Source organism: Longispora albida DSM 44784 (genome assembly GCF_000379825.1).
GTDB classification, from domain to species: domain Bacteria; phylum Actinomycetota; class Actinomycetes; order Mycobacteriales; family Micromonosporaceae; genus Longispora; species Longispora albida.
Genome location: NZ_KB903813.1, coordinates 362,216 through 383,393, shown reverse-complemented (window position 1 = coordinate 383,393; position 21,178 = coordinate 362,216). Strand labels below are relative to the sequence as shown.

The 21,178-nt window shown below is 69.4% G+C and carries 21 protein-coding genes and 3 tRNA genes; 6 read left to right on the top strand and 18 right to left on the bottom strand.

Annotated features, from left to right (window positions below):
• Window positions 1–80: 80 nt before the first annotated feature.
• Window positions 81–1,334: an RNA polymerase sigma factor gene (locus A3G1_RS0101815; protein ID WP_026211711.1), complete on the top strand. Its 1,254-nt coding sequence runs from the start codon at window positions 81–83 to the stop codon at window positions 1,332–1,334.
• Here the strand turns inward: A3G1_RS0101815 and A3G1_RS0101810 are convergent, their stop codons facing one another.
• From A3G1_RS0101810 to A3G1_RS0101770, 8 genes are all read right to left on the bottom strand, one after another.
• Window positions 1,335–1,736, bottom strand: a complete 402-nt coding sequence (locus A3G1_RS0101810) for a MaoC/PaaZ C-terminal domain-containing protein (protein WP_018347746.1) — start codon at window positions 1,734–1,736, stop codon at window positions 1,335–1,337. It abuts the gene before it with no gap.
• Window positions 1,736–2,173 (bottom strand): MaoC family dehydratase N-terminal domain-containing protein, encoded by a 438-nt coding sequence (locus A3G1_RS0101805; protein WP_018347745.1) that lies wholly within the window; start codon window positions 2,171–2,173, stop codon window positions 1,736–1,738. The genes A3G1_RS0101810 and A3G1_RS0101805 overlap by 1 nt, the downstream gene beginning before the upstream one ends.
• 95 nt (window positions 2,174–2,268) lie before the next feature.
• Complete coding sequence (gene rpmG, locus A3G1_RS0101800; protein ID WP_018347744.1) at window positions 2,269–2,436, bottom strand: 50S ribosomal protein L33; 168 nt, start codon at window positions 2,434–2,436, stop codon at window positions 2,269–2,271.
• A 99-nt stretch (window positions 2,437–2,535) separates the two neighbouring features.
• Window positions 2,536–2,608 (bottom strand) — tRNA-Met (locus A3G1_RS0101795).
• 54 nt (window positions 2,609–2,662) lie between these two features.
• Window positions 2,663–2,735 (bottom strand) — tRNA-Thr (locus A3G1_RS0101790).
• A gap of 115 nt (window positions 2,736–2,850) precedes the next feature.
• The gene (locus A3G1_RS0101785) at window positions 2,851–5,373 is read right to left on the bottom strand and encodes a putative bifunctional diguanylate cyclase/phosphodiesterase (RefSeq protein WP_018347743.1); all 2,523 of its coding nucleotides are present in this window, start codon (window positions 5,371–5,373) and stop codon (window positions 2,851–2,853) included.
• Between the two features lie 430 nt (window positions 5,374–5,803).
• Complete coding sequence (locus A3G1_RS0101775) at window positions 5,804–6,403, bottom strand: TetR/AcrR family transcriptional regulator (RefSeq protein ID WP_018347741.1); 600 nt, start codon at window positions 6,401–6,403, stop codon at window positions 5,804–5,806.
• Window positions 6,404–6,414: 11 nt separating this feature from the next.
• The gene (locus tag A3G1_RS0101770; protein WP_018347740.1) at window positions 6,415–8,016 is read right to left on the bottom strand and encodes an MFS transporter; all 1,602 of its coding nucleotides are present in this window, start codon (window positions 8,014–8,016) and stop codon (window positions 6,415–6,417) included.
• Window positions 8,017–8,233: 217 nt separating this feature from the next.
• Between A3G1_RS0101770 and A3G1_RS0101765 the strand changes: the two genes are divergently transcribed.
• Together A3G1_RS0101765 and A3G1_RS0101760 are read left to right on the top strand one after the other, a co-directional pair.
• Window positions 8,234–8,995, top strand: coding sequence for a group II truncated hemoglobin (locus tag A3G1_RS0101765; RefSeq protein ID WP_018347739.1), 762 nt, complete (start codon window positions 8,234–8,236; stop codon window positions 8,993–8,995).
• A 153-nt stretch (window positions 8,996–9,148) separates the two neighbouring features.
• Window positions 9,149–9,763, top strand: a complete 615-nt coding sequence (locus A3G1_RS0101760) for a hypothetical protein (RefSeq protein ID WP_157640846.1) — start codon at window positions 9,149–9,151, stop codon at window positions 9,761–9,763.
• Window positions 9,764–10,005: 242 nt separating this feature from the next.
• Here the strand turns inward: A3G1_RS0101760 and A3G1_RS0101755 are convergent.
• A tRNA-Tyr gene (locus A3G1_RS0101755) sits at window positions 10,006–10,086 on the bottom strand.
• A 126-nt stretch (window positions 10,087–10,212) separates the two neighbouring features.
• On the opposite strand from A3G1_RS0101755, the gene A3G1_RS0101750 reads away from it, so the two are divergent.
• The 3 genes from A3G1_RS0101750 (at window position 10,213) to A3G1_RS0101740 (ending at window position 12,620) form a co-directional block, all read left to right on the top strand.
• Window positions 10,213–10,704 (top strand): YajQ family cyclic di-GMP-binding protein, encoded by a 492-nt coding sequence (locus A3G1_RS0101750; protein WP_018347737.1) that lies wholly within the window; start codon window positions 10,213–10,215, stop codon window positions 10,702–10,704.
• Window positions 10,705–10,805: 101 nt separating this feature from the next.
• Window positions 10,806–11,696: a helix-turn-helix domain-containing protein gene (locus A3G1_RS0101745; RefSeq protein ID WP_018347736.1), complete on the top strand. Its 891-nt coding sequence runs from the start codon at window positions 10,806–10,808 to the stop codon at window positions 11,694–11,696.
• Window positions 11,697–11,810: 114 nt separating this feature from the next.
• Window positions 11,811–12,620 (top strand): dioxygenase family protein, encoded by an 810-nt coding sequence (locus A3G1_RS0101740; RefSeq protein ID WP_018347735.1) that lies wholly within the window; start codon window positions 11,811–11,813, stop codon window positions 12,618–12,620.
• A 55-nt stretch (window positions 12,621–12,675) separates the two neighbouring features.
• Here A3G1_RS0101740 and htpX read toward each other — a convergent pair whose 3' ends face one another.
• The 9 genes from htpX to A3G1_RS0101695 form a co-directional block, all read right to left on the bottom strand.
• The gene (gene htpX, locus A3G1_RS0101735; protein WP_018347734.1) at window positions 12,676–13,539 is read right to left on the bottom strand and encodes a zinc metalloprotease HtpX; all 864 of its coding nucleotides are present in this window, start codon (window positions 13,537–13,539) and stop codon (window positions 12,676–12,678) included.
• A gap of 162 nt (window positions 13,540–13,701) precedes the next feature.
• Window positions 13,702–15,075, bottom strand: a complete 1,374-nt coding sequence (locus tag A3G1_RS0101730; RefSeq protein WP_018347733.1) for an NADH-quinone oxidoreductase subunit N — start codon at window positions 15,073–15,075, stop codon at window positions 13,702–13,704.
• Window positions 15,072–16,472, bottom strand: a complete 1,401-nt coding sequence (locus A3G1_RS0101725; RefSeq protein ID WP_018347732.1) for a complex I subunit 4 family protein — start codon at window positions 16,470–16,472, stop codon at window positions 15,072–15,074. Before A3G1_RS0101725 ends, A3G1_RS0101730 begins: the two co-directional genes overlap by 4 nt.
• Window positions 16,469–18,298 carry an NADH-quinone oxidoreductase subunit 5 family protein gene (locus A3G1_RS0101720; RefSeq protein ID WP_018347731.1) on the bottom strand — a complete coding sequence of 610 codons (1,830 nt, stop codon included), beginning with the start codon at window positions 18,296–18,298 and terminating at the stop codon, window positions 16,469–16,471. The genes A3G1_RS0101725 and A3G1_RS0101720 overlap by 4 nt, the downstream gene beginning before the upstream one ends.
• Window positions 18,295–18,657 carry an NADH-quinone oxidoreductase subunit NuoK gene (nuoK, locus tag A3G1_RS0101715; RefSeq protein WP_018347730.1) on the bottom strand — a complete coding sequence of 121 codons (363 nt, stop codon included), beginning with the start codon at window positions 18,655–18,657 and terminating at the stop codon, window positions 18,295–18,297. Before nuoK ends, A3G1_RS0101720 begins: the two co-directional genes overlap by 4 nt.
• The gene (locus A3G1_RS32690; RefSeq protein WP_018347729.1) at window positions 18,657–19,151 is read right to left on the bottom strand and encodes an NADH-quinone oxidoreductase subunit J family protein; all 495 of its coding nucleotides are present in this window, start codon (window positions 19,149–19,151) and stop codon (window positions 18,657–18,659) included. The genes nuoK and A3G1_RS32690 overlap by 1 nt, the downstream gene beginning before the upstream one ends.
• Window positions 19,148–19,666, bottom strand: coding sequence for a NuoI/complex I 23 kDa subunit family protein (locus tag A3G1_RS0101705; protein ID WP_018347728.1), 519 nt, complete (start codon window positions 19,664–19,666; stop codon window positions 19,148–19,150). The genes A3G1_RS32690 and A3G1_RS0101705 overlap by 4 nt, the downstream gene beginning before the upstream one ends.
• Window positions 19,659–20,627, bottom strand: a complete 969-nt coding sequence (locus A3G1_RS0101700; RefSeq protein WP_018347727.1) for a complex I subunit 1/NuoH family protein — start codon at window positions 20,625–20,627, stop codon at window positions 19,659–19,661. The genes A3G1_RS0101705 and A3G1_RS0101700 overlap by 8 nt, the downstream gene beginning before the upstream one ends.
• Complete coding sequence (locus A3G1_RS0101695; RefSeq protein ID WP_018347726.1) at window positions 20,609–21,160, bottom strand: NADH-quinone oxidoreductase subunit C; 552 nt, start codon at window positions 21,158–21,160, stop codon at window positions 20,609–20,611. Before A3G1_RS0101695 ends, A3G1_RS0101700 begins: the two co-directional genes overlap by 19 nt.
• Window positions 21,161–21,178: the final 18 nt, after the last annotated feature.

The window sequence follows — 21,178 nt, the reverse complement described above, 5'->3', positions numbered from 1 at the left end:
GTCGCCACTCCGCCATACCCGAGATCGAAACGATGCCGTGCCTGGCTTCTGAGCACGGACTCGGGCTACGGTCTGAGCCCATGAGCGACCTCGCCGACCCCGTAGGCCTCGAACGGGCCTTCCGGGAACACGCGGACCGCCTCTACGCGTACTGCCTGACCGTGGCCGCCGACCCGGCCGCCGCTGTCGACGCCGTCCACGACGCGTTCGTGATCGCCGGTGAGCTGGAGCCGCCGGCCGACCTGCGGCCCTGGCTGTACGCGCTCGGCAGGCACGAGTGCCTCGCCCGGCCGCACCGCGCAGCGGCGTGGGAGCCGGGCGGGCTGAGCACCGCGACCGTTGAACTCGGCTCGGTACTGCACGCCGGGGCGGTCACAGCCGCCGTGCACGAGGCGATGGCCGGGCTGAACGCCGAGGAGCAGGAGCTCGCGGAACTCAGCGTCCGGCACGGCTTCACCCCTGCGGAGATCGGCCTGATCACGGGGCAGAGCCCGTCGGCTGCCGGTACGAAGCTGAGCCGGGTCATGGGCAAGATCCGCAGGACGGGCGCGCCGGCCGGGCTGTTCGGGGAGTGGGCGGCGCTGCCGTTCCCGGCAGCCAGCGGCGAACTGTGGACCCGATTACGCCGGACCAGGGACAACACCGTGCCGGGTCTGCTCGCCGAGGTGGCGCGCCGGGTCGGCCCGCTCGACCAGAACGGGTATCCCCGCCAGCCCAGCGCCCGGCCCAGGCGGTCAGGAGTGCGCTGGACGGCGATCGGGGTGAGCGTGGCGGCGACGCTGCTGCTCGGTACCGGGGCTGTGATCGCCAGCCGGTCCGCCGAGGAGATGCCGCCCGGCCCCAGGAGCACCGAGGCGATGCCGGACTACCTGCCGGAGCGGGCGCCGAGCCCGAGCGGCGCGCTCGGTACGGCACGGGCCAGCGCCAGCCCGAGCAAGAGCGCCAAACCCACGCCGTCGAAGTCCGCGACACCCTCGGCGGCTCCCAGCGCCACCAGGCCGCCCTCAGCCTCCCCCAGCGGCACGTCACCATCCGCCACACCCTCGGCGAGCACCGTGTCCGGGCCTGTGCTGAACGCGGGTGTCGCGGCCAGCAAGTGCCAGGGCGGCTGGCAGAGCTTCACCATGACGGCCACGCTCAGCGGCGGGACGGCCAGCCGGATGTACCTGCGGCTGGAGGACAGCTCCGGCAAGTACCGGGAAAGCATGTCCTTCTCGAACGGTCAGTGGGCCGAATCGAGCTGGGGTTACGTCCCGACCCTGTGGTGGGTCGAGGCCACGCTGCCCGACGGCAGGACGCTGAACAGCGCCAAGCAGTCGATCAACGTGTGCTGACTAACCTGCTCTGACCTGGGCGCGGGCTGCGGTCAGGACCCGCTCGCCAGCCGCGGAGACAGTCAGGTCGACCTGGGCGACGCCGCCTTCGACCTTCTTGACGACCCCGGACACTGCCAGCTCTGCGCCCTGCTCGTCGTCCGGCACCTCGACGGGCTTGGTGAACTTCACCGTGTACGCGACGAGCGCCCCCGGATCACCCGTCCACTCGGTCACCGCACGCGCCGCGAGCGCCATCGTCAGCATGCCGTGCCCGATGACACCCGGCAGTCCGGCCTCGGCGGCCACCCGGTCGCTCCAGTGGATCGGGTTGAAGTCACCAGAGGCGCCGGCGTAGCGCACCAGATCGGCACGCGTGATCCGGAAGGCCCGCTCGGGCAGTACGGCACCGGTCTCCAGCATCACGCTTCTCCTCGCACAACCAGGGTGGACCAGACCGCCACGACGCGCTCCTCGCCGGCCAGCACGTCCGTGCGGGTGGTCAGGATGTCGTTACCGGCCAGGCTCTTGATGCTCTCCACCGCCACCACGCAGGTCAGCTGGTCCCCTGCCGTCACCGGGCGGGCGTACTCGAAGCGCTGCTCACGGTGCAGTACCTCACGGAGCTGCACGCCGAGCTGCTCAAGGACGACCATGCTGGCGTCGAGGGTCAGCACGATCGGGAAGGTCGGCGGGGCGATCACATCCGGGTACCCGAGCTTGCGGGCGGCCTCCGGCTCGCGGAAGGCCGGGCTGGGGTCGCCGATCGCGTCGGCGAACTCGCGGATCTTCTCCCGGCCCACCTCGTACGGCGAGGTCGGCGGGTATGTGGTGCCCACGAGGGACTGGTCGAGTGGCATGGCACACCATCCTAGGGAACTGGGGGCAACGCGAAAGCGCCGCCCACCTTGCCGGTGGGCGGCGCTTCCAGAAGCTTGAGCTGACGAGCTGAGAGTTAGCGCGTCTCGCGGTGCGCGGTGTGCTTGCCGCAGCGCGGGCAGAACTTCTTCAGCTCGATCCGGTCGGGGTCGTTCCGCCGGTTCTTCTTCGTGATGTAGTTCCGCTCCTTGCAGTCCACGCAAGCCATAGTGATCTTCGGTCGTACGTCGGTCGCCTTGGCCACGGGAGTGCCTTTCCTGCTTGGATCACGGGTTAGCCGGTATCACAGCCTACCCGCATACTCGCGGACATAAAAATCGGGCGCCTGTGGCGCCCGCCGCAGTAGCGGTGGCCGGACTTGAACCGGCGACACAGCGATTATGAGCCGCTTGCTCTGCCATCTGAGCTACACCGCCAAGCCAGGCCAACGAGCCTGCCTGCAACTTCCCGGGTTACCCCGGCAAGCGAAGAGCCCCTTTACGGAATCGAACCGTAGACCTTCTCCTTACCATGGAGACGCTCTGCCGACTGAGCTAAAGGGGCGTTCCGCTTCGTGAAGCGAACACGGGTAACCATACACACCACGCCGCCACCGCGCAAAACGAGGGGGCACGCGCGGTAAAACCGCAGGTCAGAGCGCTATGACGGGCTGGGCGGGCTACGGCACCGCGCGGAGCCGCCGGACGGCCCCGCCGAACGACGCCTCCTCGGTGATGGTCTGGGCGGCGAACCACGTCTCCAGCCGCTCGTACGGCAGCGGACGGCTGAACAGGAAGCCCTGCCCGACGTCGCAGCCCATCTCCTCCAGCAGCGCCAGGGTGAGCTCGCTCTCCACACCCTCGGCGACGACGCTGAGCCCGAAGTGGCGGCTCAGGTCGACCACGGCGCGGACGATCGCCAGGTCACCCGGGTCGGTCGCCATGCCCTGCACGAACATCCGGTCGACCTTGACCTCGTGCACGGGCAGCCGGCGCAGGTACGACAGGGACGAGTAGCCGGTGCCGAAGTCGTCGACGGAGAGCCGGACGCCGAGATCGTGGAGGCGGTGCAGGGTCGGCATCGGCCGGTCAGGGCCGGCCACCATGCCGTCTTCCGTGATCTCCAGCGTGAGCCGCTCCGGCGGCACCCCGTACTCGGTCAGCAGCTCGCCGACCTGCGCGGGGAAGTCGGGGTCGATCAGGGTACGCGGAGAGAGGTTCACCGCGACGGTGAGCGGGCGGCCCTCGTCAGCCCACTCCCGGCACCGGCGCAGCCCCTCGCGGAGCACCACCTCGGTCAGGCGGCCGAGCTGGCCCGTGTGCTCGGCGACCGCGATGAAGTCACCAGGACTCACCGAGCCGTGCGCCGGATGCTCCCAGCGGGCCAGGCACTCGACGCCGACCAGCCTGCGGTCGGCGAGGGCCACCTTGGGCTGGAAGTAGACCTCCAGCTCGCCGGAGTCCAGTGCGCGGCGCAGGTCGCCGGCCAGGCCGATCCGCCGGGTGGAACCCGACTCCAGCGCCAGGTGGAACGGCTGGATGTGCGAGTTGGTCTGCTTGGCCGCGTGGACAGCGAGATCGGCCCGGCGGAGCAGCACCTCTGGCTCGCTGCCGTGCTCCGGGTGCATGGCCAGGCCGACGGCCGTGTCCACGTCCAGGTTGAGTGTGCCGAGCCGCATGGGCTCCTGGAGAGCCGCCCGGAGCTTGCCGGCCAGCTCGACAGCCTCGGCCGTCGTCTCGACCCGCAGCATCACGGTGAACTTGTCGCCACCGACCCGGGCGACGAGCGCCGCGGCCGGGGCCAGCTCCCGGAGCCGGTGCGCCACCTCGGCGAGCAGTTTGTCGCCGGCCTGGTGGCCCATCGACTCGTTGACGTCGCGCATACCGTCCACATCGAACAGCAGGACGGCCACGACGTCGGGAGCACTGATCTTCACGGCCTCCTCGAGCATCGCGATCATGCGGCGCCGGTTGGGCAGGCCGGTCAGGCTGTCGTGGTACGCGTCGAACCGGAGCCGGTCAACGAGCCGCGAGTTCTCGACGGCGACGGCGACGTGCGCAGCGAGCGTCTCCAGTAGACGGACCTCGTGCGGGTCGAAAGTGTTCAGGTCACCGACCCGGTCGACGACCTCGAGCGTGCCGATCACAGCCGTACCCGAGCGGAGCGGCACCGCGATGACGTCCTTCTTGCCGTTCTCGACCAGCAGGGCGCGCAGGTCGGCGTCGCCGGTCTTCGGGCCGACCACGAGAGTCTTGTCGACCTCCATCGCCCTGGCACGCAACAAGGTCGGCGTGACGGGCCGGTCGCTGAGGCCCTTGTCGTCGATCCGGGCCGTCAGCAGGACCTCGGGGTGCCGCTTGGTCTCTGGCAACCACAGTGTCGCGTACTCGGCGTTGAGGAGTTTGCGTGCCCGCACGAGCAGGACGTCCGCGAGGTTGCCGGACTCGCGCGCCTGGGCGGCGGCCTGCGTGAAGTCGTACAGCTCTGTCAGGCTCCTGTGCTGCTGGAGCGAGCGCTGGTACGCCCTGTACGCGGCGCCGACGACGCCACCGAGCACTATCAGGCAGGCGATGGCCCACAGCGAGGTGTTCAGCGCCAGGAGGACGATCAGGCCGATGATGGCGTTGACCGTGCACACCATCTGGTTGCGCAGCGTCACCCGGGCCAGCGAACGGAACCCCATCCAGCCCTGCGCGATGGTCAGGACCCCGGCGACGGCCGCCATGCTGACCAGGCTGCCGGCTTCGGCCGCTCCGATCAGGACGATCCAGTGCACCGGATTCGTCACATCGAGTTTGCCTGCCAGCGGAAGGATGACCAGGCCGGCGACGGCGGTGCCGGCGCCGCGCTGCGCGATGTTGAATAGCGCTTTGACTGGCTGCTGCCGATATCCGTAGGAGACGGCCACGCCCAGCACCCGGGTGATGACAACCCAGATGGGCGGAAGATAGAAGAGCGCGAGCAGAAGGGGGAATTCGACCGCGTTGTATCCGTAGACCTGACGACGGAACTCGACGGTCAGGAAGGTCCGCTCGGCGACGGAGAAGAAAACGAAAAAGAGAACAGCGAGAAGCGGTTCGACCTCGTGTTCGGAGCGATACGCGACAGGGAGGATCAGCGCCACAGCGCACAGAACCGCGGCGGCCGTAGCGAGCCACAGCCGACCCTCACTCGTGTCCCGCTTCGCCTCCGCGTTGCGCACTGCTGACCTCAGCTACGGCAAGCGGTAGAGCGCCGGCGGCAGCCGGGCGCGGTCACAACCAGATCACGTCCTTGAACGACGGCGTCGACACGGAGGTCGCCGCGCTGTCCTGGGACGAGAGCCAGATGACGTCCTCGGCCGATGCAGGGCTCGCCGTGACACCAAGGACTCCGATAACGGCGCATGCAGCGCCAGCAAGTGCTACGGCGACCTTCCGCCGGACGACCGTCACAGATTTCATTACTAGCACCTCTAGACCGGCCTGAGGACAGGGAAGTTGTTGCCCATCCTGCCATACAGGAGAGCGCACACGGAAGTACGAAACGGCTCGATCACAGCAGCCGTCGCCGCGGCGGGTATGAGGTGGTAGCCAGAGACTACGGTACTCGCGGCGAAACTGGGAGGTCATTGTCCGTTTTATACAGAAAAATTAGCAGGCGATGCCCTTTAGTACTGCATCGACTACTCGCTCGGCCAGCCCTTCAGCGTTCAGTTTCGGCGCGTTGCCGACGGTAGCCATCAGCATAGGCGCTGAAAGGAGTACAAGCACCAGCTCAATTTCCAGATCGGGACGGAGCTCGCCCGAGGCCATGCCGCGGCGGAGTACGTCACGCATGACTTCGCGCCTCCGGTCCATGAACTCCAGAAACTGCGTGCGGAGTGCGCCCTCACGTTGAAGTTCGGGAATGAGGCAAGGCATGATCTTCGCTGCCCGGCTGTCGTGGGCCTCCCACGCCTTGTTCATCAAAAGGACCAAGTCCTCGCGGAGGCTGCGGCCGGGCGGCTCCTCGAGCGGGTGCTTGAGCGAGGCCACCGCGTCGAGGAGCAGCGCGTCCTTGTGCGGCCACCGCCGGTAGACCGTGGCCTTGCCCACACCGGCCCGCGCGGCCACTGCCTCCATCGACAGCGCCTCGACCGTGGTGCCCTCGGCGAGCAGGTCGAGGACGGCGTCGATGATCGCTCCGTCAGCGTGGGCACTCCGCGGCCGGCCGGGCGGCCGCGGAGCACTCTGCGTCGTTGTCTCAGTCATCGCCGGTCACATTAGCCGACATCAGCGAGTTCTGGCTGGGCCGTCTTGCTGGGCTCACTCTTGGCCTCCGGTACCGCTGCGGGGCGGCGGCCGGGGAGCCAGCGGAGCACGGCCAGGGCGCCGAGGAGGGCCACCAGGGCCGAGCCTGCGGCCGTCCAGTTCATCGCTTCGACGAAGGAACTGTTGGCCGGGGCGATCAGCGCGTGGCCGGCCTGCCCGAGTTCGGTCGCGACCGAGTACGTCGCTGCGATCGATTCCGAAGCCTGTTCCTTGACAGCCGCAGGGACCGGAAAGGTGGCCAGGTGGCTGTCCATCTCGCTCCGGTACACCTGGGAGAGGACCGAGCCGAGAACCGCGACGCCGAGCGCGCCGCCGACCTGGCGGATCGTGTTGTTGACGGCGGAGCCGACGCCGGCCTTCTCCCGGGGCAGCGAGGCCATGACGGCCTCGGTGGTCGGCGGGATGACGTTGGCCATGCCGGCGCCCTGGATGAACCAGAGGGCCAGGAGCACCCAGACCGGCGTGGACTCTCCGACGAACATGAACGCGCCGAGGACGAAGGTCACCAGGAACATGCCGGTGGCGCAGACCGCCTTGGCGCCGTACTTCCTGACCAGGCCGGCGCTGCGCGGAGCGAAGATGAGCTGCGCTGCGGCGAAGGGCAGGAAGAGCAGGCCGGTCTCGATCGGGCTGAAGCCGCGGACCATCTGCAGGTAGAACGCCCCGAAGAACATCACGCCCATCGCGGCGAAGAACACCAGGCCGACGGCAGAGACAGCCGCGGCGAACCGGGGGTCGCGGAAGAGGCGTACGTCGAGGGCCGGGTGGTCGATGCGGCTCTCGTAGTAGACGAAGGCCGCCAGGACCAGCGCGCCGAGCGCGATCGTGCCCCAGACCTCGGGGTGCGACCAGTCGCCGGACTCGCCGCCGGTGATGATGCCGTACACGAACAGCCCCAGGCCGACGATGGACAGCAGCACGCCAACAAAGTCGATCTTGCCGGGGGCTGGGTCCCTGCTCTCCGGTACCAGGGAAAAGACCGCGACCAGGCCGATGGCGATGATCGGGACGTTGATCAGGAAGACCGAGCCCCACCAGAAGTTCTCGAGCAGCAGGCCGCCGAGGACCGGGCCGATCGCGACGGCGAGGCCCACGGCCCCGGCCCAGATGCCGATGGCCTTGGGGCGTTCCTTCGGGTCGAAGACGTTGGAGATGATCGACAGCGTGGCTGGCATGATCGCCGCACCGCCGAGGCCCATCAGCGCGCGTGCCGCGATGAGCTGGCCGGGGTCCTGGGCGTAGGCAGAGGCCAGCGATGCGATCCCGAACAGCACCAGGCCGGTCAGGAGCATCTTCTTGCGGCCGATCCGGTCGCCGATGATGCCGAAGGTGAACAGCAGGCCGGCGAAGACCAGCGTGTAGGAGTTGATCGCCCACTCGAGCTGGCTCTGGGTCGCGCCCAGGCCGTGGACCGGGTCGGCGATGGTCTTCATCGCCACGTTGAGGATGGTGTTGTCGAGCACCACGACCAGCAGGCTGACCACGAGGACGCCCAGGATGCTCCACCGCTTCGGGTGGCCGGTGTGCCCGGCCGGCGCGGGGGTTTGTGTCACGACGTTCGCTCCGTTACTCCGGCAGGAGGGCCGGCGATCCGGTCCTGCGTGCATGGCAGGCCGCTATTCGATACGAGTCTGTTCCGTAAACAATACGGCTCAGCGTATGCCTGCGGGGAGGTTTTCGATACGGAACCGTTCTGTATCGTAGGTCACATCTGATCATCAGTGATTACACTGTTACGCCTGCAAGTCAGTCCACAGAGGAGAGTGTTGGATGATCGTCGAGTACATCCGGTACCAGCTCGGTGACCGGGACGCCGCGGAGTTCGAGGCCGCGTACGGCAGGGCGGCAGCCTTCCTCGCCGCCGCGCCCGAGTGCGAGGCCTACGAGCTGAGCCGCAGCACGGACGAGCCCTCGGCGTACGTCCTCCGGATCACCTGGACGTCAGCGGAGGAGCACCTCAGCAAGTTCCGGGGCGGGCCGCACTTCGCGGGCTTCTTCGCGGAGATCCGGCCGTACGTCGAGGCGATCGAGGAGATGCGGCACTACGCGGTCGTCACCGGTGTCACCGGAGATGGCGGGGCCGTGCCCAGCCTGTACCAGTGGGCCGGCGGCGCGGACGCCCTGGAACGGCTGACGGGCGTCTTCTACGCGAGCGTCGGCGAGGACGACCTGATCGGGCCGCTGTTCGCGAGCATGAACCCGGCGCACCCCCGGTACGTGGCCATGTGGCTGGGTGAGGTGCTGGGCGGGCCGGCCCGGTACAGCGAGGAACGGGGCGGGCACGCCGACATGGTGGGCCACCACCTCGGCAAGGGGATCACCGAGGCACAGCGCCGGCGCTGGGTCGGCCGGATGATGGACGCGGCCGACGAGGCTGGGCTGCCGGACGACCCGGAGTTCCGGGCTTCGCTGGTCGGGTACCTGGAGTGGGGGACGCGGATGGCCGTCATCTACTCCGCGCCGGGGGCCGAGGGCTCGGTGGACGCTCCGATGCCGCGGTGGCGGTGGGCGGTGCCGCCGTACCGGGGGTAGGCGGCCGGGTACCGGAAAGGCCCTGCCTGGCTGGGGCCTTTCTGTGCGTCATCTGGCGGGGCTGCGAGTCGGCTGCAATGACCTCGGCTCTGTGGCGTGCAACGCAGCCGACGGGACAGACAAATGCCTGGTCAGGGCCGGATACTTCGGCACATGACCCCTCTTGATGACCCCGCCGGCCCGCTGCCGGTGAGCCCTGCCCATCGCCGGATCGCCTGGGGTTTGTTCCTGGCTGCCTCCGTGCTCGCCGTCACCGGAGTCGTCGGCGCGTGGAACCCCTGGCGCCTGGTCGTGGTGGACCGCTGGCTCGACCAGCCGCTGGCGGTGCTGCTGGCCGTACCGTTCGGCGTCTACCTGCTCCGGCTCCGCTGGGAGCGGCGCGGCCCGAGCTGGTCCGATCACCGCAGGGACCGTAGCTGGATGCGCTGGGCGCTGGGCATGGCCGTCCTGGCCCTGCTGACGCTGTCCTTCATCACGGTGGACCTGGTCTCCGGGCCGACCGGCCGTGTCCTGGCTCAGTCGGCGGACGGCCGGCACGAGGTGCTGGTGGATGGCGGGCAGGTGACGCTCCGGGAGCGGTCCGGGAGGTGGAGCCGTCAGACGCGGCTGCACTGCGGCCGCCTGCCGGAGAAAGCCGTGTTCCTCGAACCGGGCAAAGTGCGGGTGACGGGGGGTCTGTCGTCGCGCGAGACGCGCTCCTTCAGCTTCGACCCGGAGAGCCTGAGGATCGTGACGGAGTGCCCCGCCCACAGTTACAACCCACATTGAGTCGCCGCCGCTTCCACGGCAGCACACCCGCTCACGCCTCTAGCCCTACAGCCGCTGTGTGGTCCGGTTCACACAGGAGTCAGCCGTTCGACACGCTGACGTCAGCGCCCAGACTGCGATCTTTGCCCGTCATGCGCCAGGTCCGCCGTGGACAGCCATGATCAGCCGGACTGTCCCGCCAGGACACGAGAAGGGCCCCCGACCTGAGTTTCCCCAGGTCAGGGGCCTTTCCTTACACCACGTGGCGGGTAGAGGATTCGAACCTCTGTAGCTTTCGCGACGGATTTACAGTCCGCTCCCATTGGCCGCTCGGGCAACCCGCCGGGTGTTCGCTACCGGCATCAGCAGGCAGCGGAAGCAAGGATAGCCATAAGCCCCGGGGGCCGCGCAAGCGGGTACCTTCTAAAGGTTCGTCCATCGGCCGGCTATACGCATATTTGGGAGCAACGTTGGCAAATCCCTCCTTCGACATCGTCAGCAAGACCGACCAGCAGGAGGTCGACAACGCGGTGAACCAGACGGCCAAGGAGCTGTCGCAGCGGTTCGACTTCCGGGGTACCGGCGCGGAGATCACCAAGTCGGGTGAGGACGCGATCGCGCTCCAGGCGGAGACCGAGGACCGGCTTCTCGCCGCGCTGGACGTCTTCAAGGAGAAGCTGATCAAGCGGGGGATCTCGCTCAAGGCGCTCGACGCCGGCGAGCCGCGCCAGTCCGGGAAGATCTACAAGCTGGACTGCAAGATCGTCCAGGGGATCGACCAGGAGAAGGCGAAGAAGATCTCCAAGGCGATCCGCGACGAGGGCCCCAAGGGCGTGCAGGCCCAGATCCAGGGCGACCAGCTCCGGGTGACCGGAAAGAAGCTCGACGATCTCCAGGCGACGATCGCGCTGCTCAAGGGCAAGGACTTCGAGATCGCCCTCCAGTTCACCAACTACCGGTAGGTGGTCGCGCCACCGGCGGAACTGGGCAGCTGAGCCCGTTCCGCCGGTGGTATGAGGGGTTTGGCACGGGCGGATCGGGCAGTGATGACCGATGATGAACCATGACCTCGAGCTCTGCCGTCCCGCTGCACCGGTTGTGCGTGCCGGAGCCGGAGCGGGTGCCGTTCGCGATCGGTACTTTTGACTCGATCGGGCCACTGTCGCGGGCGGACCATCCACATCGGCACGTGTTCCACGAGATCGTGCTGGTGACGAGCGGTTCCGGGTCGCACGTCCTGGACTTCGCCGGTTATCCGCTCGATCCGCCGCACCTCGGGTTCATCACGCCGGGGCAGGTGCACTACTGGCACGATGTGACGGATCTCGATGGCTGGGTGCTGCTGTTCACTGAGGACTTCCTCGTCGGGCACCCGAGGGACCGGGATGCCTGGCAGGCCTTGCGGCCCTGGCTGGGACTGACGTCCGAGCAGTGCCTGTTGTTCAGTGGATTGATGCAGCAGATGCAGGATGAGCTTGACCGGCGGGAGGCCGGTTTCCTCACTGTCCTGCAGGCCTTGCTGCACATTTTTCTCGTACGCGCCTGCCGGCTCCCCGGCGACGGCCTGCCCTCCGGTGGTGGCGACCGGGCCACGCTGGTCGCGCAGGGCTTCACGCGGCTGCTCGCCCAGCCGGGCTGGTCCGGGCGGGGCGTACCGGAGTTCGCGGCGGAGATGGGCGTGTCGGCCAGCTACCTCACGGAGGTGGTGCGGGCCGTGACCGGCCGGACGCCGGGCAAGCTGATCCGGCAGGCCCAGGCGCTGGAGGCGCGCAGGCTGCTGGGCAGCACGAGCCTGACGGTCGGTCAGGTGGCCAGGCAGCTGGGCTTCGCGGATCCCGCGTACTTCTGCCGGTTCTTCCGGCGGGAGACCGGCCGCAGCCCCGGGGACTTCCGGCGGGAGCTCGGCGGAAAACACCACGTTTACCCCGGGGAGTCCATCGACGTGCGTTATTAGCCGCCTTAGCTTCGGTACACCGGAGTTCCCTCCGGTATTCCGGAGTTCTCCGGTCAGCGCTGGCGGGGCCTCCCGCCGGGCCGCGACGGCCGGAGAGAAGCTAGGAGGCCACAGGTGTCCATCACCCGTAAGAATCTCCTCAAGGCGGCAGCGGCGGCGATCCCGGCACCGTTCCTGGTCGGGGCAGCCGCGATGACCGGGCCGGCGATGGCCGGGCAGGAACTGGAGCCCACCCCGTTCTGCGACGACGGGGACGATCCCACTCCCCCGCAGATGGAGGGCCCGTACTTCAAGCCCAACTCCCCACAGCGGACGACCATGCTGGACGGGGCCGGTACCCGGCTGACCCTCACCGGGTGGGTGTTCGGGCTGGGCTGCCGGGCCATCTCGAACGTGCTGCTGGACTTCTGGATGGCCGACAACGGCGGGAACTACGACAACACGACGTACCGGTTCCGCGGCCACCAGTTCACGAACGCCCAGGGCGCGTTCAGCCTGACGACGATCGTGCCGGGGCTCTACCCTGGCCGGACCCGGCACATCCACGTGAAGGTCCAGGCGCCCAACCGGCCGATCCTCACCACGCAGCTGTACTTCCCCGGCGAGCCGCGCAACAACACCGACTCGCTGTTCGACCCGAGGCTGCTGATGAACGTGCGCAACGTCGGCGGCGGGCGGGAGGCGACGTTCGACTTCGTGCTGAACATCCCGCAGTCGCCCAGCCCGACGCCGACAACCACCGGTACGACGAGCCCGCGGCCCACACCTACCGGTACCAGCACGGGTACGTGGCGGGCCGGGGTGTACTACCAGGTCGGCGCGGTGGTGACGTACGGCGGGCTGTCGTACCGGTGCACGATCGCGCACACCTCGATGACAGGCTGGGAGCCGCCGAACACTCCGGCGCTGTGGCAGCGGATCTGAGGCTCGTGGGACCCCTCACGTCGCTATGACGACGTGAGGGGTCCCACGATCTTGGTCAGCGGTACGACGTGCCCGTGGCCATCGCTTCGAGGCGGGCGATGCGTTCGGCCATCGGCGGGTGGGTCGAGAACAGGCCGGCCAGGCCGCCGGGGCGGAACGGGTTCGCGATCATGAGGTGCGCCGTGCTCTCCAGCTGGCCGGTCGGCGGCAGCGGCAGCGCCTTCGCCCCCGCTTCGATCTTGCGGAGCGCGCTGGCCAGGGCGAGCGGGTCCTGGGTGAGCGCGGCACCGGAGGCGTCGGCCTGGTACTCGCGGCTCCGGCTGATCGCGAGCTGGATCAGCGCCGCGGCGATCGGGCCGAGGATCATGAGCAGCAGCAGGCCGAGGATGCCCGGGCCGTCGTCGTCCTCCGAGCGGCCGATCGGGATGAAGATCGCCAGGTTGGCGAGCATCGTGATGATCCCGGCGAGCGCGGCGGCCACGCTGGAGATGAGGATGTCCCGGTTGTAGACGTGGGACAGCTCGTGCCCGATCACCCCGCGCAGCTCGCGCCGGTCGAGCAGCTGGAGGATGCCCTGCGTGGCGCACACGGCGGCGTTCTGCGGGTTGCGGCCGGTCGCGAAGGCGTTGGGCTGCGCCGCCGGGCTGACGTACAGCCTCGGCATCGGCTGGCCTGCCTTGTCGGCGAGCTCGCGGACCATCGAGTACAGCTCGGGGGCCTGCTCGGCTGTCACGGGTACCGCGCGCATCGCCCTGAGCGCGAGCTTGTCGGAGAAGAAGTAGGTCACGCCGTTCATGACCAGCGAGACCACGCCGGCGATCAGGATGCCCCGGGTGCCGCCCAGCCACGCGCCGACCAGGATGATCATGCCGGTGAGGGCGCCGAGAAGTACTGCCGTCTTGAGCCCGTTCTTGTGCACCGAGTAACCCCCTGTCGACAGGCTGCTACTTGATACAACCGTACGGCGGGGGCCGGCCTTCCGCGATCTATGCCACGAAAGAGAGGCCGCCTCTGACCGGGTAGCGGGCAGTCCGGCTTGTGCGCTGCAGGCACAAGATCAAGATCTTGATCTTGTACCTGCTCAGAGGCCAGCCGCGTCGAGGACCAGTTGCGGGGCGAAGCCGAGGACGACCGTGGCGATCGTCGCGAGGGCCAGGCCCGTCGCGACCGGCCAGGCGACCCGGTGCTTCGGCTCGCCGGGGGCCACGGCGAAGAGAGACGCGCCGACCCGGGCGTAGTAGGCCAGGGCCACCACGGCGTTGAGGGCGACGACGACGGCCAGCCAGGAGTACTGGCCGCCCAGCAGCGCCTTCACGACCGTGATCTTCGCGAACAGCCCGGCGAAGCCCGGCGGCAGGCCAGCCAGGCCGGCCAGGGCCAGGGTGAGGGCCCCGGCGATCCAGGGCGAGCGCCGCCCGAGGCCCCGGTACGCGTCGAGGGACCCGCCGTCGGCAGCGCTGCCCCGGGCCGCGAGGACGGCACCGAACGCGACGGCTTCCATCAGCACGAAGAAGATCATGTAGGCCAGGGCCGCCGGGCCCGACACGACCAGCGCGGCCAGGACGTAGCCGGCCTGCGCGATGGACGACCAGGCGAGCAGCCGGACCATCTTCGACTGCCGGAGCGCCCCCAGGTTCCCCACGGTCATCGTGACGACGGCCAGGATGGCGAGCAGCGGCGCGCTCCCCCGCAGCAGCGGCGCGACGTAGAACAGGGCTACGACGCCGCCCAGCTTGGACGCTGTGGAGAGGTAGAGCGCGACGGGCAGCGGGGCGCCGTCGTAGGTCGGGGGCGCCCAGCCGTGCAGCGGCACCGCGGCGACCTTGAACGCCAGGCCGACCAGGAACAGCCCGCCGCCCACGGTCGCCAGGGGCAGCAGCTGGCCGGTGACCGGCTGGTTGAGGCCGGAGAGGAAGACCGTGCCGCTGGTCGCGTAGAGGAGGGCCGCGCCGAGGAGCGTCACGGCTGTGGCGATCACCGACACGACGAAGAACGTGACGGCGCCCTCGGCGCTCTTGCGGCCCCGGCGGAGGGCGACGAGCGCGTACAGGGGCAGGGTCAGGGTTTCGAGGGCGACGAGCAACGTGATCAGGTCGCGGGCCGCGCCCAGGGTCACGCCGCCGGCCATCGAGCAGGCGAGCAGGAAGGCGTACTCGCCCGGCTCGGCCTCCACCCGGGCCGACAGCAGGTACACGACGGCGGTCAGGGCGGCGAACAGCACGGCGAAGACCTGGGCCCGCTGGTCGAACACGTAGGAGCAGCCCTGGGCCGAGCAGAAGGACGACCTGTTCTCGATGAGGAGCGCACCGGCGGCCGTCGCGACCGAGCCGGCCGCACCGGCCACGAGTGACACCGTCCGGTTCGGTACGACGAGGTCGGCGATGAACACCAGCAGTGCCGTGCCGGCCGCGAGGTACAGCGGCAGCAGCGCGACGTGGTCGATCGTCTGGGTCATCGCTGGATCGCCTCCACGAGCGCGTCGACGGCCGGACCGGTCACGTCGGTGATCAGCAGCGGGGCGAGCCCGACAGCGATGGTCAGGACGGCCAGGGGTACCCAGGCGGCCAGCTCGTAGCCGGCCGGCCCAGTGAGCCGGGGCGGCGAGGAGCCGTGCGTGACCTTCCGGAGCATCCGGAGCAGGTACGCCGCGGCGAGCGCCCCGCCAACGGCAGCCAGGGCCGCGCCGAGCCACCAGCCGCGCTGGGCGGCAGCGATGACCGCGAACGCCTCACCCCAGAAGCCGGCCAGGCCCGGCAGGCCGAGCGAGGCCAGGGCCGCGAAGCCGAGGATGCCCGCCAGCCACGGCGAGCTGTCCCGCAGCCCGCCGAGCTGGGACAGCTCCCCGGTGTGCGTGCGGTCCTTGATCGCGCCGACCAGGAAGAACAGGAGGCCGGTGATGAGGCCGTGTGCGAGGTTGCCGATCAGGGCGGCCTGGAGGCCGGTCGCGCTCATGGTCGCGATGCCGAGCAGCACGAAGCCCATGTGGCCGACGGAGGAGTACGCGATGAGCCGTTTCAGCTCCGTCTGCGCCAGGCAGACCAGGCCACCGATCAGGATCGCGGCGACGGCCAGCCCGCCGAGGACCGGGGCAGCCTTGGCCGCAGCTTCGGGCGCGACCGGGATCGCGACGCGGATCAGCCCGTACGTGCCCAGCTTCAGCAGCACCCCGGCCAGCATGACCGACCCGACGGTCGGCGCCTCGCTGTGCGCGTCGGGGAGCCAGGTGTGGAGCGGCCACAGCGGAGCCTTGACCGCGAAGCCCAGCGCGAGGAAGACGAAGGCCGCCATCGTCGCCGTGCCCTTCGGGGCAGCGAGGTCTGCGGAGCCGGTCTGGTCGACGACGAGGTACACGCCGAGGAGCAGGAGCATCGAGCCGAACAGTGTGTACAGCACGAACTTGCGGGCGGCGGCGCGCTTGGCCGGGCCGCCCCAGCCGGCGATGACCGCGTACATCGGGAGCAGGATGACCTCGAAGAACACGAAGAACAGCACGAGGTCGAGCGCGAGGAAGGCGCCGACGATGCCGGTCTGCATCGCCAGGAGCAGGCCGATGAGCCGGCTGTCCGGGGTCTTCCACAGCGAGTACCCGCAGCACAGCAGGGTCAGCAGCGTGGTCAGCACGATCAGCGGCCAGGAGATGCCGTCCACTCCGAGGTGGAAGCGGAGGTTGAGGCCGGGCACCCAGGGCTTGTCGTACTCGTGCCAGAAGCCGGCCCCGGTCGCGTACATCGCCAGGCTCAGCCCGAACGCGAGGGCCGCGAGGCCGGTGCTCACGAACCGGGCGAACTGGGCCGGCAGGAAGGCGGCCAGCGCGCCGAGCGCCGACACCACCAGCAGCGCGATCATGATCATCGGAGTACCTCCGTGGCCAGCGCCGCGATGGCGATCAGCAGCACGCCGCCCAGGGTGGCAGTCGCGTAGCGGGGCAGGCCGGCGGCGTGCACCCGGTTGACGCCCTTGGCGATCCAGGACGTACCCGTACCGAGCCCCTCGACCACACCGTCCACTCCGGACACGTCCACGCGCTTGACCGCGCGGGCCAGAGCCTTGACCGGCCGGGTGACCAGGGCGTCCTGGACGGCGTCGAAGTAGAACCCGTTCGCGAAGACCGTACGCAGCGGGCCGAGCATGGCCGCCGGGTCGCGCTCTGCCGCACCCTGCCGGGCTGTCAGCGCGCCGATCGCGACGCCGAACAGCACGACGGCCGTCAGCAGGCCGAGGCTGGCCAGCTCGCCGCCGCCGAGCCGGGCGCGGAACGCCGGGCTGAGCACGCCGAACAGGCCGAAGCCCGCTGCCAGTACTGACAGGACGATCAGCGGCCAGCTCATCGCGGCCGGCGGGTCGTGCGGCTTGGCCGCCTCGCCCCGGTAGTGGCCGAAGAACAGGCGCAGCCACAGCCGCGTCGAGTACCAGGCGGTGAGGACGACGGTCAGCAGGCCGGCGACCAGGACCACCCGGCCCTGCCAGCCGTGGGCGTGCTCGGCCTGGGCGAGGATGAGTTCCTTGCTCCAGAAGCCGCTGACCGGCGGGAGCCCGGCCAGCGCCGCGAGCCCGATCGTCATGGTCCAGAACGTCACCGGCATCCGCTTGCGCAGGCCACCGGCGTCGGCGATCAGGTTCGAGCTGATCGCGTGGATCACGGCACCCGCGCACAGGAACAGCAGAGCCTTGAAGGCGGCGTGGCTGAGCAGGTGGAACAGTGCCGCCTTGCTCGATCCGATCGCGAGCGCCCCGGTCATGTACCCGAGCTGGCTCACCGTCGACCAGGCCAGCACCTTCTTCATGTCCTCGGCGGCCATCGCGCAGCAGGCGCCCCAGAGCATGGTGATGCTGGCCGCGATCGCCAGGACGGCCAGCGCCGTCTGCGAGGCGGCGAACAGCGGGTTGAGCCTGGCGACCACATAGACACCGGCCGCGACCATCGTGGCGGCGTGGATGAGGGCGCTGATCGGGGTCGGGCCTGCCATCGCGTCGGGCAGCCAGGAGTGCAGCGGGAACTGGGCGCTCTTGCCGAACACGCCAGCCAGCAGGCACAACGCGGCAGCCGTGATCCAGCCGGCCGAGATCCCGCCCTCGACCACCTTCGTGATCACAGAACCGATGTCCAGCGTCCCGGCCTGCACGGCGAGGATCGCGATGCCGACCAGGAAGCCGATGTCACCGACCCGGGTCACCAGGAAGGCCTTCACCGCCGCGCCGGGTGCCTCGGGCAGCTTGCGGTCGTGGGCGATCAGGAGGTACGAGCACGCGCCCATGACTTCCCAGCCGATGAGCAGGAGCAGCAGGTCGTCGGCGACGACGACGGTCATCATCGCGGCCGTGAACAGGCTGATCTGCGCGGCGTACGGCGCGTAGTTCGCGTCGCCATGCAGGTAGCTCGACGAGTAGACCTGGACGGCGAGCGCGACGAGGCCGACGGCCACCGCGACCAGGGCCGCGACCGAGCCGGCGCTGATACCCAGCCGGACGGTCAGCCCGCCGAACTGGCCCAGCTCCCGCCCGGATCTGACCACGTCGGACGCGTCGCCCGTCACGAGCACGACCGCCGAGACCAGGGCCACGAGCGCGCCGAGGGACCCGACGATCGCGGCCGGCCTGATCGTGTCTCGGGGCAGGAAGAACCCGATCGCCGCAGCCACCAGCGGGGCCAGTGGCAGCAGCCAGGCGAAGGTCGTCATCGGGCCGCCTCCCGGTCGGCGGCGTTGTCCACAGAGTTATCCACAGGGTTGTCCACAGCCACGTCGTAGTCCACAGCGACGTCGTCGGTGACGATCGAGCGCCGCAGCCGGTAGAGCTGGAGGACCAGTGCCAGGCCGACGCCGATCTCCGCCGCCGCCAGGACGATCACGAAAAGAGCGAAAGTCTGTCCTGTGTACTGGCGCAGCGTCACGTCAGCCGTCACGAGCACCAGGTTCACCGCGTTGAGCATCAGCTCGACGGCCATCAGCACCAGCACGGCGTTCCGCCGGACGAGTACGCCGTAGACGCCGATGCCGAACAGCACAGCGGCGATCACGTAGGGGATGACGGGATGCATCAGCTCCGCTCCCCTCTCGATACGACAATCGCGCCGACCAGGGCCGCCAGCAGCAGGATGGACAGCACCTCGAAGGGCAGCACCCAGCCGGAGAAGATCTCCTTGCCGAGGACGCCGGCCGTACCGGGAGCAGCCAGTTCGGCCTTCCCCCACCGGTAACCGAAAATGAAGAGCGCGGCCAGTCCGCCGCCGGAGCCCAGGCCGATCAACGCCGCGGGGAATCGTGCCCGGTCCAGTTCTGGGCTGGGGCCGATCGGGGCGCGGGTGAGCATGGTGGCGAACAGCAGCAGCACGACGACGGCGCCCACGTAGATCAGGACCTGGACCCAGGCGACGAGTTCGGCGGTGAGCACCAGGTAGCAGGCTGCCATCGCGCCGAGCGCGACCACGAGCCACAGGCCGGCCCGGACGATGTGCGTCGTGGTGACCACACGCAGCGCGGAACCGGCCGCGACAGCGCCCAGCGCCAGCAGCAGGATGTCGGTAACTGTCACCGCTTCTTCTCCGCCGCCGTCTGCTCCTTGGCCGGCTCGCCGTTCGGGTCGTGCGCCGGGGGTGGCGGCACGGTGGCCATCCACTGCCCCAGGTGGTCCTTCTCGTGGAGCAGGTTGCGGATGTCGTGCTCGGCGTACTCGAACTCCGGCGACCAGTACAGCGCGTCGAACGGGCAGACCTCGATGCAGATCCCGCAGTACATGCACAGCGAGAAGTCGATGGCGAAGCGGTCCAGCACGTTCTTCTGCCGGGGCCGGGCGGCACCGGGCACCTCCACCGTCTCCTTGTGGGAGTCGATGTAGATGCACCAGTCGGGGCACTCGCGGGCGCACAGCATGCAGGAGGTGCAGTTCTCCTCCTGGAGCGCGATGACGCCGCGCGTGCGGGGCGGGAGCTTGGGCTGCACGTCCGGGTACTGCTCGGTGTGCGCCGGCTTCAGCATCGTCTTGAGCGTGACACCGAGCCCCTGGAGCAGACCCTTACCCGGAGTACTCTTCGCAGAATCCTCAGGCAACCTTCACCACCGCCGTCAGCACGAGTTGGGCGAGCGCGAGCGGTACGAGGCCCAGCCAGCAGAACCGCTGGATCTGGTCCTCCCGGAGCCGGGGGTACGCCACGCGCAGCCAGATGATGACGAAGGCGACCGCCATCGTCTTGAGGAGGGTCCAGGCCCAGCCGAGCGAGTCGTCGAGGAAGGGACCCTTCCACCCGCCGAGGAACAGCACCGTGGTCAGGGCGGAGATGACCACGATGCCCACGTACTCGGCGAGCAGGAAGAACGCGAACCGCAGCCCGGTGTACTCGGTCATGTACCCGAACACGAGTTCCGAGTCGGCGATCGGCGCGTCGAAGGGCGGCCTGCGCAGCTCGGCGAGGCCGGCGGTGAAGAAGACGAACAGCGCCGGGAGCTGCCAGGCCAGCCACCACGGCTGCCAGGCCTCCACGATGCCGCTCAGCGACAGGGTGCCGGCGGCCATCGCCACGCTCGCGGCGGACAGCACGAGCGGCAGCTCGTAGCCGAGGAGCTGTGCGGCGGCACGCAGCCCGCCGAGCAGCGAGTACTTGCTGCCGCTCGACCAGGCGGCCATCAGCACGGCCACCACGCCGACGCCCATGACGGCGAGGACGAAGAACAGTCCGATGTCGAGGCCCTGCGCGACCAGGCCGTCCGGGCCGAGCGGGATGACCATCAGGATCAGCAGGTACGGCAGGAGGGCCAGGATCGGGGCCAGCCGGAAGACGCGCCGGTCGGCGGCGTCCGGCACGATCTCCTCCTTCTGCACGAACTTGACGCCGTCGGCGATCAGCTGCGCCCAGCCGTGGAAGGCACCGGCGTACATCGGGCCGAGGCGGCCCTGCATGTGCGCCATGACCTTGTGTTCCATCTGGCCGACGATCAGCGGGAGGGTCAGGAAGGCCACCAGCACGGCCGCGAGCCGGATCGCGATGTCGAGGATCACCGGCGCGGCCCCCATTCCTCCGGGGTGGGCACGCCGGGCGGGCGCATGGGCGCGCGCTTGGCGCTGCCCTCAGCGCCCTCGCCTGGCTCCTTCGCGCCGGGCCACGGTTTCGCGACCCGGCTGGCCAGCACGAACTCCTTGCGCAGCGGCGTGCCCTCGAACTCCTCGGGCAGCAGCAGCCTGGCCAGGTTCGCGTTGCCGGGGAAGTCCACACCGAACATCTCGTGCGTCTCCCGCTCGTGCCACGCGGCACCAGGGAAGACGCCGACGATCGATGCCACCGCCGGGTTGTCGCGCGGCACCAGCGTCCGGATCAGCAGGCCCCTCTTCTCCGGTACCGACCAGAGGTGCACCACGACCCGGAAACCGTCGTCGAGCTCGTCGACAGCGCTGAGCCAGTCGAAGTAGGTCAGGCCATCGGCCTTCGCTGCTGCCATCGCCTCGGCCCAGCGCTCGGCCGGCACGTCGGCGACGGGCCTCGACCACGGCCCGCCAGCACTCTCGCTGGCCTCCCCGCCGAAGCGCGCGGCGAACTCCTCGGCTGTCATGGCCCTGATCCTAGGGCC